Raw genomic sequence first — 15,706 nt, 5'->3', positions numbered from 1 at the left:
AACTCTATCAAGACTCACGGTGACCGCCGCTTCAGCGGTCACGCCTCACTCGTACACCACGTCCCGGGACGCAATCCGCTGAAGAGTGGGGGAGCTGAGGCGCTGTTGACGACCGACGATCGCTTACGCAATCGAGCGGTCCGGCACCAAGACAAAATTGCGTTGCGGGTTGAGAATCCCGCAAAGTGGTATTCGGAGGTTATCGCACCATGAACGCCGTAGTAGAAGTTATTGATGGCGGCAAAGCGACTCTGCCGGAGTTGCGACAAGCGGGCATCGAGGCGCTTGTAAAAGCTCTCGGACCTGTGGGCATGGCGCGCTTCCTTCAGCAGTTCGATCCGGGCCGGGGTGACTACACGGCGGAGCGGGATGACATTCTCGGAAGCCCTACAGTTGATGAGCTTGTGGACGAGATTGAGCGGCGACGAAAGAACCCATCGACCAGGTAGCTAGGGCATCGCTGCTACTTAGCCGCACCGACTGCGCCAACGGCGGAACGGTCCAAATTCCGCTCCCGCTACCAACCTTCAAAACACAATCCCGCTGTCGGCGATGCTGGCAGCGAGTTTGTTATTTCGGGCTGGGCGCTTTGCCGGCCGAGTAGTCTTATCGTTTGTCGATGCTCGGCGTTGGGATGTTCGCGATTGAGTAGAAAGACCGCCTTTCCGATTCAACCGCAACGAGCGCGCGATATCACAAGCACCGCTTTCGTTCCTCAGTCGCACTCCAACCCCATGCGCACCTTCCCGAACTCGCGCTTGGCCAGCGCCTCCGGCGTGATCCACAGCTGCAGTACGCAGCCAATGTTCTGGAACCACTCGAGGCCGACATCGCCTTTCATTTGAAACAGCAGCACGTCGCTGTCGTGCTCCAGGGGGCCACTCTGCACGGACTCGCCGTAGCCCAGCATCTGATGAATCGCACGGGGCCGGGTCAGCCTGCGCGGGTCCTTTTGAAAGTCCCAGCGCGCTTCGGCTTCGAGGCATTTGCGGAAACTCTCAGGAATTCTTGCCAGCGCGTCCTCGGACTCGGTGGCGCACAGATTGCACACGAGATGGGTGGCAGAGGCCGGATACTTTCGGATGTCGAGGTAGAACTTCTTGCGTTGGAGCGCCTGCGCCGCGGCTTCGAGAGATTTCCAGACCTGGTCATACTCTTTCTGCGTCTGTAAGTCGCAAGGCTCGGAGATCGCGTGCTCGCGAGCGCGTTGAACCCACGATGCCGCGATCTCCTTGAGGCGAGCGAGCTCGGCGAGGACTTCAGGAGGTTGGTTGCGCAGTTTGAAGTCGTAAATCGTATCGATTTCGTGATAGACGCCGCGCGCGCTGTGCAGAATCACTCCCCAAACGAACAGCCACTGCGATCCCGCTGCTTTCACGGCCTCGTGGAAGTAGCCAGGCCACGGTTCCACGCGCTCGTGCGCGAGCTTTTCCTCGAGCTCGTTCAACAGCAGCTCGCGCGCATCCGGCGTCTCGATCGGGTCGAGGGGGTTGTAATTTTCGGCGCCGACGTAGTCGCAGTACGAAGTGAACGCGACGAACTCGATCGGATACTTGAAGCCGATGCCGCGCGGTGGATCGTCGCTGGGCTCCAGCCATTGCCAGCCGCCATCGAGCCAGAACTGCACGCTATGCGTGGGCGGTCGCTCGGGAAACTCGTTGCCGGCGCACGGGTGATACAGCACCACCGCCTCATCGTCATTCGGTGCGTCGTTGCTGGCATCGTAGAAAATGAACAGCGTGCCCGAGCGGGGCATCGGCGTGTCCGGCGGCAATGGCGCCTCGGCCAGATCGATCTGCGCGATGAACATCGGGCTGGCAGTGCCTTCGTGAACATCGATTACCGGCCACGAGAGTTCCGGCGGCAGTCGTGGCAGGCCGCCGAAAAAAGAACGGGCCGGATGATTGCCGCGCACCGGCAGCCCCGAGCGTCTGAGGATCACCGCGGGACGCATTCGCGGTTCGAGAAATTTCGGGACATCCGCCGGCTCGGCCGGGGGCGCCGGCGGCACGAGTGGGGTGGACAAGCGTCTGGCCAGACTCTCCAGCGAGGGCGTTGGGCTCACTGGATCCTTGCCGGCCATTCGCAGGATGGAATTGCGAATGATCTCGAACGCCTTGCGAATATCCATGCCGCCGCTCCCGCCGCTGTTGTTGTACTCGGCGGCGGGCATTATGACGGAGTCGGCGGCGGGTTTGCTATTTCAGCGAGGCGCCAATTAAGTCACATTCGCGGATGCAATCGATCGTGACGTCCTGCGACCTCACCTGCTGCGTGAGCCTGCGGTTGTGTCACGCCGAGGACATGAACCAGATGACCGCCGAGCCAGCCAGAGACGATCAGCGCCGCGACGGCGACCATGGAGATCGCTCGCGGTAGCACGGCGGCGTCGCCATCGGCTTGCAGGCGCAGCCAGAAATTCACGGCCTGCGCGGCGACGATGGCGAGGTTCAGCACCAAGTGATACGTGCCGACTCGGTGTGCTCGCTCATCGTGCAGGCCCAGGAAGTCGATCAGGCCGGGCAGGGCGGCGAGCAAGGCGCCGACGATTCCTCCGGCCAACGTGAAATAGGCCGTGACCGCCCAGCGGGTGTCGCCGGTGTAGACGAACACGAAATCACAAACCAACGAAAAGACCCACAACCCGATCGGGACGGTCACGAGCATGGCATGGTGGGGTGCCCGGCCACAGTGATGCGCGTACTCATAGAAAGCTCCTCGGTTTGCCGCCCGGGACGACCATGGATGTCCGACGCGGCCTACGCCCTGGAAACGTTTCAGTGCATCGAAAGTTGCTGGTGCATGGCAGCTAACTCAGGGCTGCAACGCCTCGATCGGCTGAATCGCCAGCGCCTGCCGCACATGTCTAAGCGTCGCTAGCGTTGTAACAAACAACGTCGCCGCGCCGGCAATCGCCAACGGCATGACCAAGCCGACGCCCATATCGACGCGGTCGACGAAGCCGGCCAGGTATCGCCCGCCGAGCCACGTTGCGAGAGGCAAGCCGATCACGGCGGCAACGAGCAGCGGCGGTACGAATTCCAGGCCTAGCTGGCGGATGATCGCGACGTCGTCGGCGCCGTGCAGTCGTCGTAGGACGAGCTCCGTACGTCGTCGTCGCACCGTATCGGCAATCAGTGCGTAAGCACCGAGCATCGCGACACCGACCGATAGCAGTGCGACGGCAGTCAGCATCGTGGTCAGTTGTTGCTCCTGTTCGTAGACTGAAGCGAGCTGATCGTCGACGGATTGGATGTCATATAACAATCGCGGGCCGTGGGCCTTCCATAGATCGTCCAGTGTCTGGCGCAGTGTCGTCAGGTCATTGCCGTGGACCGTCACGTCCCACTGAGGCTTGTCACTAAGCAGGAACGCTTGCGGTAGTGCCGGATCGCGTGCGGATTCGAGCTTCACGCTCTTCACCACAGCGACGACGCGTCTTACATCGGAGCCTTCTTGCAGGAAGCCGCCGCCACCGCGAATCAATTCGCCGATCGCGGACTGTGGATTGGAAAAACCGAGCAAACGCGCGGCTTTCTCATCGATCGCGACGTGAGCTTCTCCTGTGCCCAGCGTCGGTGTGCCGGCCAGCAGCGTCATGCCGTAGGTCGAGAAGAAACCCGGCGAAACAGTCGTCACGCGCAACACCTGCCTGTGCTGCGAGCGGCTGACGTGCAACTCGTTCGGTCCCTCGGTGTCCCCGGCGGGTCGAGCATTGCTGAATGCCCAACTCTTGATCGCCGGATGACGATCGAGCGCGGCGGTGAAGGCGCTCATGCTGGGAATGGCCTCCGGATCCACCATCACGCCCAGCCACAAGCGGTTGTGAGTGTCGAAGCCGCGGTCCAGGCTCAGCAGATATCGCTGCTGTTGAGTCAGCACGCCGGCGAGTGAGAGCAGCAGCACGACGCCGCTAAGCTGAACCGTCAACAGAGCCTGACGAACGCGACGTCCCCACGGGCCTTCGCTGGCGGTGCGACCTTGCAGAGCCGGGGCAGGCGGCTGGCGCAGAGCCATCGATGCAGGCAACGCAATTGTGAGTGCGAGCAACACGAGCACACCGATGGCCAACCCCAGCACGACGCGCAATGGCAGTGGATCGGCAACGGATTGCTCCGGTGGCAGGCCCACCCAAGTTGCGACAGCAGGCGTCGCCCACCACGCGATCAACAAAGCACCCGTAGCGGCCAGCAGCAGCGATATCAGAACTTCGAGACTCCACAGTCGCACCAGCTGCGGACCGTCTGCGCCGAGACTTCGACGCAATGCTGTTTCTCGTTGTCGCTGCAGCAAGGTGGCGGTCTGCAGATTCATACAATTGAACGCGGCCATCAGCAGCAGGAGCGCGCTGGCGGCTGCGACGGTCCCGAGCAATCGCCAGCGCTGCTCATTGCCGGCGCCTTCGAAAGGTAACTGAGCGAGCGTGATGCCGCGAAAATAGGCGGCCTCGCGGCCAGCTTTCCAGTCCGCAGGCAATTGCGCATACAGCGGATTGGCCTTGAACGCCTCGCGCATCCAGCCGGCCACTTGATCGACCGAGCTTTCCGGGCGCAAGCGTGCAAACACGCGACCGTTGATTGCGAAGATCGCCGCGAGCTCTTGCTCACTCATCGGATTCGCCGGCGAGTCGAAACCAACCATGGCCCAGGCATTGCCGACCATCGGATTCGCTCTGCCAAGCGGCGTTCGCGGATCGGGATCCGGGATGACTGCGGTAACGGTGTAGACGCCGCCACGTGCATCGATGCGCCGGCCGATGGCCTGCTCCGGTGAAATATCTCCCCACAGCTTGCGCATGAGATCGAGAGTGATCGCGATCGCGTCTCGTCGAGTCAGCGTGCTCTGCAAATCGCCCCGCAATGAAGTGAGGCTCAGCAACGGCACCACATCCGAATCGGCGATCAACAGCAACGCCGATTGCTTCCGGCCCTCGATATCGATGTCCAGGCCATTGGCGCTGGTGCGACTGATGAGATCCAGCGGCACGCGGCGTTCCTTCAACATCGTGCCGAACGACAGGGGCGAACCGGTGAACCACGGGCTCGGTTGGCCCGGGGGATTGCCTTTCATATCGAGCAGCACAATGCGTTCGGGATCGGCAATGGTCGGATCCGGTTCGGCGAGCGCGACGGCAAGCAGCGCCACGATCGAACACGCAGCCATCGCAACCATCAGGCCGCTGACTGCTGCGAACGTCGATGCGCTTCGACTCCGGGCGCCGCGCCAGGCATCCAGCAACAGTGCTTTCATCAGAGCTGGTCCGCGTACGTGTCCACTAACACTCTGCCGTCGAGCAATCGCACTCCGCGTGAGGCGAGCGCTGCATGCTCGGCACTGTGTGTCACCATCACCAGCGTCGTGCCTTCGTCGTTCAGTTCGCGTAGCAGCCGCATCACCTCCTGGCCATGAGCGCTGTCGAGGTTGCCTGTGGGCTCGTCTGCCAGCAGCAGGGCGGGGCGCGAGGCAATGGCGCGAGCGATCGCTACGCGCTGCTGCTGGCCACCGCTCAACTGACTCGGATGATGATCGGCGCGATGACTCAGTCCCAGACGTTCGAGCACTTCGGCGACGCGCTGACGCTGCGCTTTCCCCGACAGCTCGCCATAGCGCAGCGCCAGCTGCACGTTGTCATGCACGGTCATTTCATCGACCAGATTGAAACTCTGAAAGACGAAACTGATCCGGCCGCGACGGATTGCCGCGAGCTCGCGTGAGGAGCGGGCGGCGACCTCTTCGCCTTGCAGCCGGTAGCTGCCGCTCGTGGGCACATCCAGCAAGCCGAGCAGGCCGAGCAACGTCGATTTGCCGCAGCCCGAAGGGCCCGTGATCGCGACGTATTCGCCGGCTTCGATCTGCAAATCGATCCGGTCCAGCGCCGTGGTCTCGACCTGTCCGGTTCGATAACGTTTGGTGACTTGCGTCAATTCGATCATGGCAATGCGAGCCTCGCGGCATCGGCTGGAGGTTGGGAGATCAGGACTTCATCGCCTGGCTGCAAGCCCGCCAGCACTTCGACCTGGCCGGCGGCACGCCGACCCAGACGAACATTGCGACGGACGAGTTGCTCGCCGTCGCGAACATAGACTTGGCTTTGCACGCCTGGGCCGTCGGGCAGAATCAGTGCGGTCGAGGGCAGGCTGAGTTGCAAGCGTGTTTCCAATGTTTGTCCGGGACGCAGATTCGGAGGCGGCGAAGCATCGTCCGGCCACTGCAGCAGCACGCGCACTTTGCCATCCTGAACTTGGGGCAGCGTCTGCATCAGTTTCAGCACGCCCATGGTGCTGTTGGCTTGCAGGCCCGGTTCCAATCTCGGCAGATAATACTCATCGATATCGGCCTCCAGCTGCATCCCGCCGCTCACGTCATCGATCCGACCGAGGCGATCGCCGGGCCGGACGCTCGCGCCCACCTGCAAACGAAAGCCGCTCAACCTTCCTGCCGTCGGTGCGCGCTGAGTCAAACGATCGCGTGCACGCTCGAGCAGTTGCAGTCCGCGTTGCAGACCTTCCACAGCGCGCGCCATCTCATCCAGCGAGCGTTGGCGGATTTCGGCTTCGAAGCGCTGGTCTTCCCGGGCCTGTTCCAGCAATTGCGTCGCCAGCGCGTGCTGACGTTCCGCCTGCTCCAGCGCCGCCACCGACATGAATCCGTCATGCGTCAACTTGGCTATGCGTCGATATTCCGACTCCGCCTGCTGCTGTGACGCTCGTAACTGCGCAAGCTCGCGTCGACTTTGCGCCAGACTCGCCGCTTGCTCGCTCCGCTGTACCGAGACATTGGCGATCTGCTGCGCGACCTCCGCGCTTCGTTCCAACAAGAGCTGCTCCTGCTCGGGGCTATGCAACTGATAGAGCGGTACGCCGGCCTCCACCCATTCACCTTCCCGTGCGAAGACGGCCTCCACACGACCGGCCTCGGCCGCATCCAGCAGCACCGACCGGATCGGCTCGACACGGGCGCGTATCGCCAGCTCGTCCCGGAATTCGCCCGCAACCACCTTCGCCAGCTGCGGAACGTCGACCACTTGGAGCTGCGAAGGCCGCTGCCAGAACAGGACGGCAATGACAATCGCCGCGACCACGGCGATCGCGAGATGTCGCAGATTCCGCTGCCAGGGAGGCGTCATCGGCAGCGGACGGTCCATCGAAGCGCCGCTGTGGAGGGCGCTCGGATCGACGGCATGCAGGGGCGATTTCAGGGGCATCGGGCGCAGCCTGCGACCGGAGGCTCGCTCGAGCCAAGCCCCCTGTCCGGTTTCGAACACTGCGCTGGCGCGCGGCCGACTCGGGCTGCGAAGATGCGCGTCGTGTCCGATACGCCGTCGCCATCGATCCTGCTGCTCGACGACGATCCCGATGTGGGGATCGCCGCTCAGCTGCTATTGCAGCGACGAGTCGCGCCCGTCGTGTGCTTGCGCCGGCCAGCGGAGTTGTTTGCGGCGCTCGATCGGCTGCAGCCGGCGGTGCTGCTGCTCGATCTCAACTTCGGTCCCGGCCGCACCGATGGCGCGCAGGGCCTGCGTTTACTGGCGGATGTCTGTGGCCGGACCACGCCGCCGGTGGTGGTGGTGCTGACCGCGTACGCCGATATCGATCTGGCGGTACAAGCCATCAAGCGCGGGGCTTTCGATTTCATCACCAAGCCGTGGGACAACGTGCGTCTGATCGCCACTTGCACGGAGGCGTTGCAGAGATCGCAGGCCACGCGCGATGGGCAGCCGGCGCCACCCCCCAAACCAACCGAGCCGCTGCGGCCACTGGCCGAGCAAGAGCGAGCCGCCGTGGTCGCCGCCATGGCAGAGGCGCAGGGAAATCTCAGCGCCGCCGCTCGAGCGCTCGGCTTGTCACGCGCGGCGCTATATCGACGCCTGGAAAGGTATGGCCTTTGAGAAGTCGCGACTTCTGATCGGCGCAGCACTGCTGTTTGCTGCCGGAGCCATCGCCGCTTCAGCGGATGCTTCGACACGCACGTGGATCACCGCTTCGGTGCTGGTGCTTGCGGCTTTCGCGGGCCTCTGGCCACTCACGCGATCACGTTTATCGGCATCGCCCGCGCCCGAACCGCCGCCGCATCCGGATGCACGGCGATTGTCGACGTTGCAGGTTCAGCTGGAACATTTGCCGGTCGCCGCCTGGATTCAAACAGAGCAGGCGCTCGAGCCTTTGACCAGTCGCGCTCGCCGCCTGTCGGCGCCGGGCGGTGTGCGTGATCGCGACGTTGTGAATCAACTATTACGTAGCAGCGAGCGCAACGGTCCCGTGACTTTGGACACCGAGAGAGGCAGCGAGCGCTGGCAACTGCAGCGTCAGGTGCTGGCGGTCGAAGGCAAGGCGCAGACGTTGATTGCGCTGACGCCGCTGGAGCAGGAACTGGAGTCAGAATCGCTGCATGCGTGGCAGCAGCTCTTGCGAGTATTGACGCACGAGATCATGAACTCGCTCACGCCCATCAAGAGTCTCAGCGAAACGGCTGGCGGCTTGTTGAGCGAGCCGGACGGCAAGGCCGACTTGCGGACTGCACTCGATGCGATCGCGCGTCGTGCCGACAGCTTATCGAGCTTCGTGAACAACTATCGCAAGGTCAGCCAATGGCCGCAGCCGACGCTGGCGCCCGTCGACCTGGCCGCGCTGTTCAAACGGCTGCAACAGGCAGTGGCGCAAACATGGGCGGCGCGCGGTGGAGAGATTTCATTCGAAGTGAGTTCGCCGGGGTTGCGCTTGATGGCGGACGAAGGGCAGCTCGAGCAGGTGCTGCTGGCGCTCATCAATAACGCGGAGCAGGCGACGGCTGAGCAGTTCAAGCCGCAGGTGTGGGTGCTGGCGCGCCAGAGCCGTGGCGGGCGGTTGCAGATCAGCGTTCGCGACAACGGCTCGGGCGTACCGGCCGGATTGGAGCGGCAGATCTTTCTGCCTTTCTTCAGCACTCGCGAGGGCGGTCAGGGCATCGGGCTGACGGTGGTCCGGCAGCTGATGTTCGGGATGGGCGGCCGCGTGCGCCACGTCCGGCCGCTGGAAAGAGGGGCGATGTTCGTGCTGAGCTTTTGATCTCGGCCGCGTGTCCCCCTATCCTACGGCTGAGCGATGAGCCGTACCGCACCTCCAATCAAACGCTTCCTGGCAGTCTTAGTGGCAGCAGCCGTGCTGGCGTACTTTGCTGCCTGCGCTCAGCTCGATCCGCGCCCGCACATCGCCGAAGAAATCGCCTTGGCGGTCGCTGACGACGCGCCACTGGATCGGGCGACCGCGGCCGTCGAGGCGAGCCATCCGGAGGAATCGGCATTTCGATTGGTCGTCGAAGGCACCGAAGCGTTTGTCGTTCGAGTTCAAACCGCGCGCATGGCCAAGCGCAGCCTCGATGTTCAAAGCTATATCTGGCATGCCGATCTCACGGGCATGTTCTTCGCGAACGAACTGCTCCTGGCCGCGGACCGTGGAGTGAAGGTGCGGGTGCTGCTGGACGATGTCGACGCGCGCCGGAACAACGATGCGATTGCCGCGCTCTCGGCGCATCCAAATATCGAGGTCCGCACGTTCAATCCGTTCGCATCGAGGCGAGGAACGCTCAGCTTGATCGCAGAGGGTCTGCGCAGCTTCTCGCGCGTCAATCGACGCATGCACAACAAGAGCTGGATCGCGGATAACCGGCTCGCGGTCGTCGGCGGCCGCAACATCGGTGACGAATACTTCAGCGCCAGCGACGAGGTGAACTTCGTCGATCTCGATTTCGCGATGATTGGCCCGGTCGTGCGCCAGGCGTCGGCGTCGTTCGACGAATATTGGAATTCGCCTTCCGCGTATCCGATGCAAGCGCTGGATCCCGACAAGGTCAGCATCGAGGCGTTGGACCGCTTGCGGCCGAAATTGGCCGCGCAGGCAGCACGGGCGGAAGACAGCCCGTATGCCCGGGCGTTGCGAGCCAACGATGCGATCAACCGCATGGTCGAGGGCGATTGGCCGATGCAGTGGGCGCGCAAATATCAATTCGTGGCGGACGACCCCGATAAAGTCACGATGAAAGAACGCGACGCGAAGCGCGCGCAGGTTTCAGCCGCGCTCGTGCCCGTAGCGCAGGCGGCACAGACGCGCTTATCGATCATCTCTCCCTATTTTGTCCCCGGCGACAACGGCACAGCATTGCTGACCAGCGCTGCTCGCAGCGAACGCAACGTGCGCGTGCTGACCAATTCCCTCATTGCAAACGACGTGGCAGCCGTGCACGGCGGTTACTCGCGTTATCGCGAGCCATTGCTCGAAGCGGGAGTGCAGATTTGGGAGTTGAAGCCCCTGGCGGCCAGCAAGGCCGACTCCAGCTTCTTCGGATCGTCCGGCGCGAGCTTGCACACCAAAGCGCTTGCCGTGGATGGCCGGACGCTCTTTGTCGGCAGCTACAACCTCGACCCGCGCTCCGCTTGGTTGAACTGCGAGCAAGGCGTGCTCGTCGAGAACGACGTACTGGCGCAGCAGCTCGAACAGATCTTCCAGAAACAAACCGATGGCGAGCATGCGTGGCATGTGGCGCTGGAGGAGGGGAAGATGTCGTGGAGCGATGGCAGGGAGCGGCTCGACAAAGAACCGGACGCGTCGCTCGGCCGGCGCTTTCAGGCCTGGTTCGCCCGCGCGTTCCATCTCGACGCGCAGTTGTAAATCAGGTTTGTTTACCACGCGCTGTGTCGAGCGCGTTCCTCAGCGTGTCGGCCCAGCTGGCAATGATGCGTCGTGCGTCGGCGCTGTTGGTCACCGAAGTGGTCCATTGCCACATCATGCCGTCATCTTCGCGTCGATCGAAGGCTCTGGCCAGCAATGTGCCGGTGACTGAGTCGCGCAGCTCCGCGATCAACGTCATCTCGCCGGAGTCGGCAGTAAAAGTGCGCACGCGTCCGGCGGTCTGCATGGAGACGTCGGGCGCGGTGATATAGAGATTGACGATGGCGGGCCGCACTTCGAGAACGTCGGCCGCCGGCTCGGTGACGAGCTGATAACCGCCCTCGGTCTGCAGCTCCTTGACCATGACCTCGGCGAACAGTTGCGCCAGCTCCTGGCGGATTTTTTCGCGATCCGGCTCGTTCATCCGGTACAGATCCGAATTCTGATCCGGCTTCCAGTTCTTGCTGAACTCGACGTAGACCGGCCGCACCAGCAGCTTGTTGTACGGAGTCAGGTTCGCGCCGGGCCGCCGATAGACCGCATCCACGCCTTTGACCTCGGCACGCTGCAGCCCTTCCTGGGTTGACAGCTCATCGATGGGAGACTGCTTCGTGGTCTGGCAGGCGACGAGTCCGCAAACAGCGGTCGCCGAGAGCAGCAGGGCCAGGGAGGGATGGAGTGGCTTCATCGGCCCGTTATAAGCGCGAGCCCCGGCCGATCCATCCGTGCAAGGGGATTGAAAGCGTGCCGATTTCGGCGGCGGGAGGGGGGAGGATTTAGACTGTCGCCCAGTCTTAAACGCACCGGAACTGTGCCCCGGGCGCGCACGAGTTATGTCCAACCTTGACCCACAGAATCGACTGGTGGAGTGGTTTCGCCGCTGGCGGACCCCCTTGCGTCGATTCCTGGCGAGCCGCAACGCCGTGCGTCCCGCCGATTTCGACGATGTGGCGCAGGAGGTGTTCCTGCGCCTGCTGCGTTATGACGCGGCTCAGATCGTCGAACACCCGCAGGCGTACCTGTTCAAGATGGCGTCGAACGTCGCTGCGGAGTGGAGCATCCGCTCCAGCAACCGGCTGCTCCACGAGCCCCATTGGCTCGCATCGCTGGCGGCCGAAGACAGTCCGGAGCAGGCGTTGGATTCCGAGGCCGCGCAGCGGGAGATCCTGCGCGCGCTCAACACGTTGTCACCGCGCGAGCGCGCCATATTGAAGCTGTATTTCGAGGAGGGCCTGAGCCAGGCGGAGATCGCAATCCGGCTCAATGTTTCTTTTCGGATCGTGCGGCGTGACTTCGAAAAGAGCTACGGCAAATTGCGACGCGAGCTCAACGACGAATTGATCAGAGCGCTCCAGTATGGACACGAATGACCGGCGCGCCCGCGCCACCCACGAGGCAACCCAGTGGTGGAATCGGCTCAGCATCCAGAAGCCGACGGAAGTCTCGCAGTCCGAGCGTGAGCTGTTCACCGAGTGGTTGCGTGAGTCGCCGCTGCATGTCGCGGAATTTCTGCGCGTCGCGCATGTTCACGATTCGCTGGAGCGATTCAAGCTCTGGAATGAGGTGGAGGTCGGTGGCGCCGAGGCGCCCGACAATATCGTGCACCTTTGCGATGTCGACGAGCGTGCGCCCGAGGAATCGAACGTCGATCGCGAAGCTCGCTCGCGAGTCCGCACCTGGGCAATCGCCGCAAGCAGCTGCCTGATCGCAATCCTCGGTGCGTGGTTCGCGTTGAGCCTTCGCGGCGATGTGCTCGAGTCGAAGCTGGCCGAGCGACGGCAGGTCATGCTCGAAGACGGCACGGTCGTACAGCTGGAGCCCGAGACCCGATTGCGAGTGAAGTTCGAGGACAAGCTGCGTCGAGTCGAGCTCGAACACGGGCGCGCGCTGTTTCGCGTGGCCAAGAATCCGCAGCGGCCATTCCTGGTCAGCGCCGATCAAACATCGGTGCGCGCAGTCGGCACCGCCTTCGGGGTGGAGAGCGGAGCGCGAGGCGTGGTTGTGACTGTCGCCGAAGGGAAGGTGGCGGTGACCGATTCTCCCAAGGCGCAAGCCGATGGCGCTGAGATCTATCTAACGGCCGGACAGCAAGTGACGGTGCAGGATTCCGGCGCCGTGGCTCCGGTGCGAGTCGTCGACACCACGCGCGCGCTCGCCTGGGCGCAAGGTCAGCTCGTGTTCGAAAACGACACGCTGGCCGACGTGATCCAGGAGTTCAATCGCTACAATCGTGTGCAGCTGAGCATCGACGATGCGCAGCTTGCCGCTCGCAAGGTCAGCGGCGTGTTCGAGGCCACCGATTCGGAGACCTTGCTGGCGTTCATCCGTGAGAGCGGCGCCGAGATCAGCATCACTCGGACCGATGCAGGGATCGTCATCGGCACGCACGCTCGATGAAATTTCCGTGCGCACGACGGGGGGAGGAATCGAACCCTCGGCCAGTCTTCTGCCTGCCCATACATTCATGCTTAACAGGGGCGGGGAGAAAAATCATGCGGATCGGCGTGGCATCGGCGCTTGCTTGTGTCGGGATCGTGAGTGTTTCTCTGGCGGCGGAGTCCAACGCCGCCATTTTGCGGCATAACCTGCACATTCCCCGACAAACGTTGGATGTGGCCCTCAAGGATCTCGCCCAACAAACCGGCTTGCAGATCGTTCGCTTCAGCGATGCCGTGAAGGGCGACGCGATGGTGGGCCCGCTCAACGGCAACTACTCCGCCGAGCAGGCGCTGCGAGAGTTGCTTGCTCCCACGGGCCTGACGTATCGGCCGCTCAACGATCGCGCATATATTGTCGTCACGACGCAAGAGCTGACACAGAAGTCGGGTGCTGTGACCACGGCGCGAGAGAGCCTGGCGCTGCCGCCCGACGTCTCACCCCAGTCGTTGCAGCTCGCGCAGGCGGAACCGCCCGTCGTGAGTGGCGGCATACCGGCTGAAAACAGCCCGCCGGGCAAGGCTCCGTCGAACGAAGCGGCGGCGCTCGAAGAAATCATCGTCACGGCGCAGAAGGTCGAGGAACGTCTGCGGGACATTCCCATGTCGATCACGGCGATGACGAGCCGCGACCTGCAGGCGCTCGGCGCCACGCAGTTCGTCGACTTTGCCAACACGGTACCGAGCTTGAATTTCACCAGCAGCGGCGTGGGTCAGACCCAAGTCAATCTGCGCGGCATCACAAGCGGCTACAACGTCTCGCCGACCGTCGGTATCTATGTGGATGACGTGCCTTACGGTTCGAGCACCGCGTTCACATCGAGTGCGCAGCTGGCGCTGGATGTCGGCTTGTTCGACATGAGCCGTGTCGAGATTCTGCGCGGCCCGCAAGGAACCTTGTACGGAGCCAGCACGATGGGCGGCCTGGTGAAGTACGTGACGAATGTTCCGAACACCACGGCGTACAGCGGCACCGTGCGAGCCAATATTTCGAGCACGCAGGATGGCGGTGTGGGTTACGACGCAGCGAGCGCGGTCAACATTCCGCTTGCCGATGACAAGGCAGCGCTGCGTGCCAGCGGCTTCTATACCCACAACGGCGGCTACGTCGACAATGTCGCGCTCAATGACGAAGACGTGGATGCGGCGGACATGTACGGCGGTCGCGTCGATTTCCTGTTTGCGCCGACCGATCGTTTGTCGGTGCGGGTCACGGCATTTGCGCAAGATATCGACCGCGACGGCTCGATCGCAGCCGACTTCAATCGCACCACCGGTGTCGCCATCGACGGCGAGCTCGATCAGCGGCGCGCAATGGTAGAAACCTTCGAGCAGAGCTTCCGTCTGGCCAGCGCCACGGTGAAGTACTCGTTCGACTTCGCCACCCTGACCTCGATCAGCAGCTATCAGACGGTGCGCAGCGATGCCATCACCGACTTCTCGGCGTTGTACGTTCCGGCGTTCGGCGGCCCCAGCGCCTTCAGCGCCATCGGCCTGGCTCGCAATGCCGATACGGACAAGTTCACACAGGAGCTGCGCTTGTCTGCTACCGGCCCGGTCGTCGACTGGTTGATTGGCGGCTTCTACACCAAGGAGGACAGCGAGCAGTTCCAGCAACTGCTGCCGTTCGACCCGACCGGCGCGCCGTCGCCCGTGAACTTCCTCACCCTGACGATCCCGAGCAAGTATGAGGAATACGCTGCGTTCGGCAACATCACTTTCCATGTCACGGACAAGCTCGATGTGACAGGCGGCGTTCGCTATGCCCATAACGAGCAGCAGCAAGCACAGCTCGGTTCGGGATTGTTGGTGGGTGTGGTGCCGGTGCGTCGGGACAGCGACAGCGTGCCGACCTATCTTGCGAACGTTCGTTATCGCGTGAACGACAACTTCATGCCGTATCTGCGCTTCGCCACGGGTTATCGCCCCGGCGGCCCGAACGCGGTGGTGAACAATCTGAACGGCGAGCCCATGGCCGATCCGACGTTCGATGACGACCGGCTCACCAGCTACGAGGCAGGCGTCAAGTTCGGCAGTGCCGACCGCCGCTTCAACGCGGACATCGCCGTGTATCACGTCGATTGGAAAGACATGCAGATCACCGCGATCCGCAACGGTCTGGGCGTGATTGCCAACGCCGCGAAAGCGCAAAGCGAAGGCGTGGAGATGACGCTGACGGCGCTGCCGGTGCCTGATCTGACCGTGATGGGTACGTTTGGCTATACGAATGCGGAGCTCGCGGCGGACGCCCCGGATCTTGGTGGTGTGAAAGGCGAGTCGTTGCCGGACACACCGGAAGTGACGGCGGCGCTGTCGGCTGAGTATCGCTTTGGCCTGGCCAGCTACGACGCGTTCGCCGGCGGCACCGTACGGTACGTCGACGATAGACACGCCAACTTCGATCTGAGCACCGGCATGCCACAGTACGAGCTGCCGGACTACACGGTGGTCGATCTTCGCACCGGCCTCACGTTGGGCGGCACGCGCTTCCAGCTCTACTGCAAGAACGTCACTAACGAGCGCGGTCAGCTGTCGGCGATCACGGGCACGTCCTTGTTTGGCGGTCCCGCGAACGTCAGCATCCTGCAGCCAAGGACTTACGGTCTCGGCGTCGATGTGAGCTTCTGA

The 15,706-nt window shown here is 63.0% G+C and carries 13 protein-coding genes; 7 read left to right on the top strand and 6 right to left on the bottom strand.

From position 1 onward, the window contains the following. Positions 1–209 precede the first annotated feature (209 nt). Positions 210–449 carry a hypothetical protein gene (locus tag GYH35_RS33890; protein WP_161816434.1) on the top strand — a complete coding sequence of 80 codons (240 nt, stop codon included), beginning with the start codon at positions 210–212 and terminating at the stop codon, positions 447–449. A 266-nt stretch (positions 450–715) separates the two neighbouring features. On the opposite strand, the gene GYH35_RS33885 is transcribed toward GYH35_RS33890, so the two are convergent. The 5 genes from GYH35_RS33885 to GYH35_RS33865 form a co-directional block, all read right to left on the bottom strand. Then, the gene (locus GYH35_RS33885; protein ID WP_161830695.1) at positions 716–2,131 is read right to left on the bottom strand and encodes a DUF1963 domain-containing protein; all 1,416 of its coding nucleotides are present in this window, start codon (positions 2,129–2,131) and stop codon (positions 716–718) included. Positions 2,132–2,223: 92 nt separating this feature from the next. Continuing rightward, positions 2,224–2,667, bottom strand: coding sequence for a DUF2231 domain-containing protein (locus GYH35_RS33880; RefSeq protein ID WP_161830694.1), 444 nt, complete (start codon positions 2,665–2,667; stop codon positions 2,224–2,226). 147 nt (positions 2,668–2,814) lie between these two features. Continuing rightward, complete coding sequence (locus GYH35_RS33875; protein ID WP_161816431.1) at positions 2,815–5,250, bottom strand: ABC transporter permease; 2,436 nt, start codon at positions 5,248–5,250, stop codon at positions 2,815–2,817. Further along, the gene (locus tag GYH35_RS33870) at positions 5,250–5,933 is read right to left on the bottom strand and encodes an ABC transporter ATP-binding protein (protein WP_161816430.1); all 684 of its coding nucleotides are present in this window, start codon (positions 5,931–5,933) and stop codon (positions 5,250–5,252) included. The genes GYH35_RS33875 and GYH35_RS33870 overlap by 1 nt, the downstream gene beginning before the upstream one ends. Further along, on the bottom strand, positions 5,930–7,204 hold the full coding sequence (locus GYH35_RS33865) for an efflux RND transporter periplasmic adaptor subunit (protein ID WP_161816429.1): 1,275 nt from the start codon (positions 7,202–7,204) through the stop codon (positions 5,930–5,932). The genes GYH35_RS33870 and GYH35_RS33865 overlap by 4 nt, the downstream gene beginning before the upstream one ends. A gap of 93 nt (positions 7,205–7,297) precedes the next feature. Between GYH35_RS33865 and GYH35_RS33860 the strand changes: the two genes are divergently transcribed. The 3 genes from GYH35_RS33860 (at position 7,298) to GYH35_RS33850 (ending at position 10,643) form a co-directional block, all read left to right on the top strand. After that, positions 7,298–7,888, top strand: a complete 591-nt coding sequence (locus GYH35_RS33860; RefSeq protein ID WP_161816428.1) for a response regulator — start codon at positions 7,298–7,300, stop codon at positions 7,886–7,888. Beyond that, positions 7,878–9,044, top strand: a complete 1,167-nt coding sequence (locus GYH35_RS33855) for a sensor histidine kinase (RefSeq protein ID WP_161816427.1) — start codon at positions 7,878–7,880, stop codon at positions 9,042–9,044. Before GYH35_RS33860 ends, GYH35_RS33855 begins: the two co-directional genes overlap by 11 nt. An 81-nt stretch (positions 9,045–9,125) precedes the next feature. Then, positions 9,126–10,643: a phospholipase D family protein gene (locus GYH35_RS33850; RefSeq protein WP_161830693.1), complete on the top strand. Its 1,518-nt coding sequence runs from the start codon at positions 9,126–9,128 to the stop codon at positions 10,641–10,643. Position 10,644: 1 nt separating this feature from the next. On the opposite strand, the gene GYH35_RS33845 is transcribed toward GYH35_RS33850, so the two are convergent. Then, positions 10,645–11,331 carry a DUF3313 family protein gene (locus tag GYH35_RS33845; protein WP_161816425.1) on the bottom strand — a complete coding sequence of 229 codons (687 nt, stop codon included), beginning with the start codon at positions 11,329–11,331 and terminating at the stop codon, positions 10,645–10,647. A 145-nt stretch (positions 11,332–11,476) separates the two neighbouring features. On the opposite strand from GYH35_RS33845, the gene GYH35_RS33840 reads away from it, so the two are divergent. From GYH35_RS33840 to GYH35_RS33830, 3 genes are all read left to right on the top strand, one after another. After that, the gene (locus GYH35_RS33840) at positions 11,477–12,013 is read left to right on the top strand and encodes an RNA polymerase sigma factor (protein WP_161816424.1); all 537 of its coding nucleotides are present in this window, start codon (positions 11,477–11,479) and stop codon (positions 12,011–12,013) included. Then, a complete protein-coding gene (locus GYH35_RS33835; RefSeq protein ID WP_161816423.1) occupies positions 12,000–13,040 on the top strand; it encodes a FecR family protein in 1,041 nt (346 codons plus the stop codon). The genes GYH35_RS33840 and GYH35_RS33835 overlap by 14 nt, the downstream gene beginning before the upstream one ends. A 95-nt stretch (positions 13,041–13,135) precedes the next feature. After that, the gene (locus tag GYH35_RS33830) at positions 13,136–15,706 is read left to right on the top strand and encodes a TonB-dependent receptor domain-containing protein (protein WP_161830692.1); all 2,571 of its coding nucleotides are present in this window, start codon (positions 13,136–13,138) and stop codon (positions 15,704–15,706) included.

This window comes from Steroidobacter agaridevorans (assembly GCF_009932555.1).
GTDB lineage: Bacteria > Pseudomonadota > Gammaproteobacteria > Steroidobacterales > Steroidobacteraceae > Steroidobacter > Steroidobacter agaridevorans.
Note: the sequence above shows the minus strand (reverse complement) of the source record. Positions and strands in the feature narration are given on the sequence as shown.

Coding starts and splice junctions, on each gene's coding strand:
- GYH35_RS33890 (WP_161816434.1), top strand. CDS start 210: ATGAACGCCGTAGTAGAAGTTATTGATGGCGGCAAAGCGACTCTGCCG.
- GYH35_RS33885 (WP_161830695.1), bottom strand. CDS start 2,131: ATGGATATTCGCAAGGCGTTCGAGATCATTCGCAATTCCATCCTGCGA.
- GYH35_RS33880 (WP_161830694.1), bottom strand. CDS start 2,667: ATGCTCGTGACCGTCCCGATCGGGTTGTGGGTCTTTTCGTTGGTTTGT.
- GYH35_RS33875 (WP_161816431.1), bottom strand. CDS start 5,250: ATGAAAGCACTGTTGCTGGATGCCTGGCGCGGCGCCCGGAGTCGAAGC.
- GYH35_RS33870 (WP_161816430.1), bottom strand. CDS start 5,933: ATGATCGAATTGACGCAAGTCACCAAACGTTATCGAACCGGACAGGTC.
- GYH35_RS33865 (WP_161816429.1), bottom strand. CDS start 7,204: ATGCCCCTGAAATCGCCCCTGCATGCCGTCGATCCGAGCGCCCTCCAC.
- GYH35_RS33860 (WP_161816428.1), top strand. CDS start 7,298: ATGCGCGTCGTGTCCGATACGCCGTCGCCATCGATCCTGCTGCTCGAC.
- GYH35_RS33855 (WP_161816427.1), top strand. CDS start 7,878: ATGGCCTTTGAGAAGTCGCGACTTCTGATCGGCGCAGCACTGCTGTTT.
- GYH35_RS33845 (WP_161816425.1), bottom strand. CDS start 11,331: ATGAAGCCACTCCATCCCTCCCTGGCCCTGCTGCTCTCGGCGACCGCT.
- GYH35_RS33840 (WP_161816424.1), top strand. CDS start 11,477: ATGTCCAACCTTGACCCACAGAATCGACTGGTGGAGTGGTTTCGCCGC.
- GYH35_RS33835 (WP_161816423.1), top strand. CDS start 12,000: ATGGACACGAATGACCGGCGCGCCCGCGCCACCCACGAGGCAACCCAG.
- GYH35_RS33830 (WP_161830692.1), top strand. CDS start 13,136: ATGCGGATCGGCGTGGCATCGGCGCTTGCTTGTGTCGGGATCGTGAGT.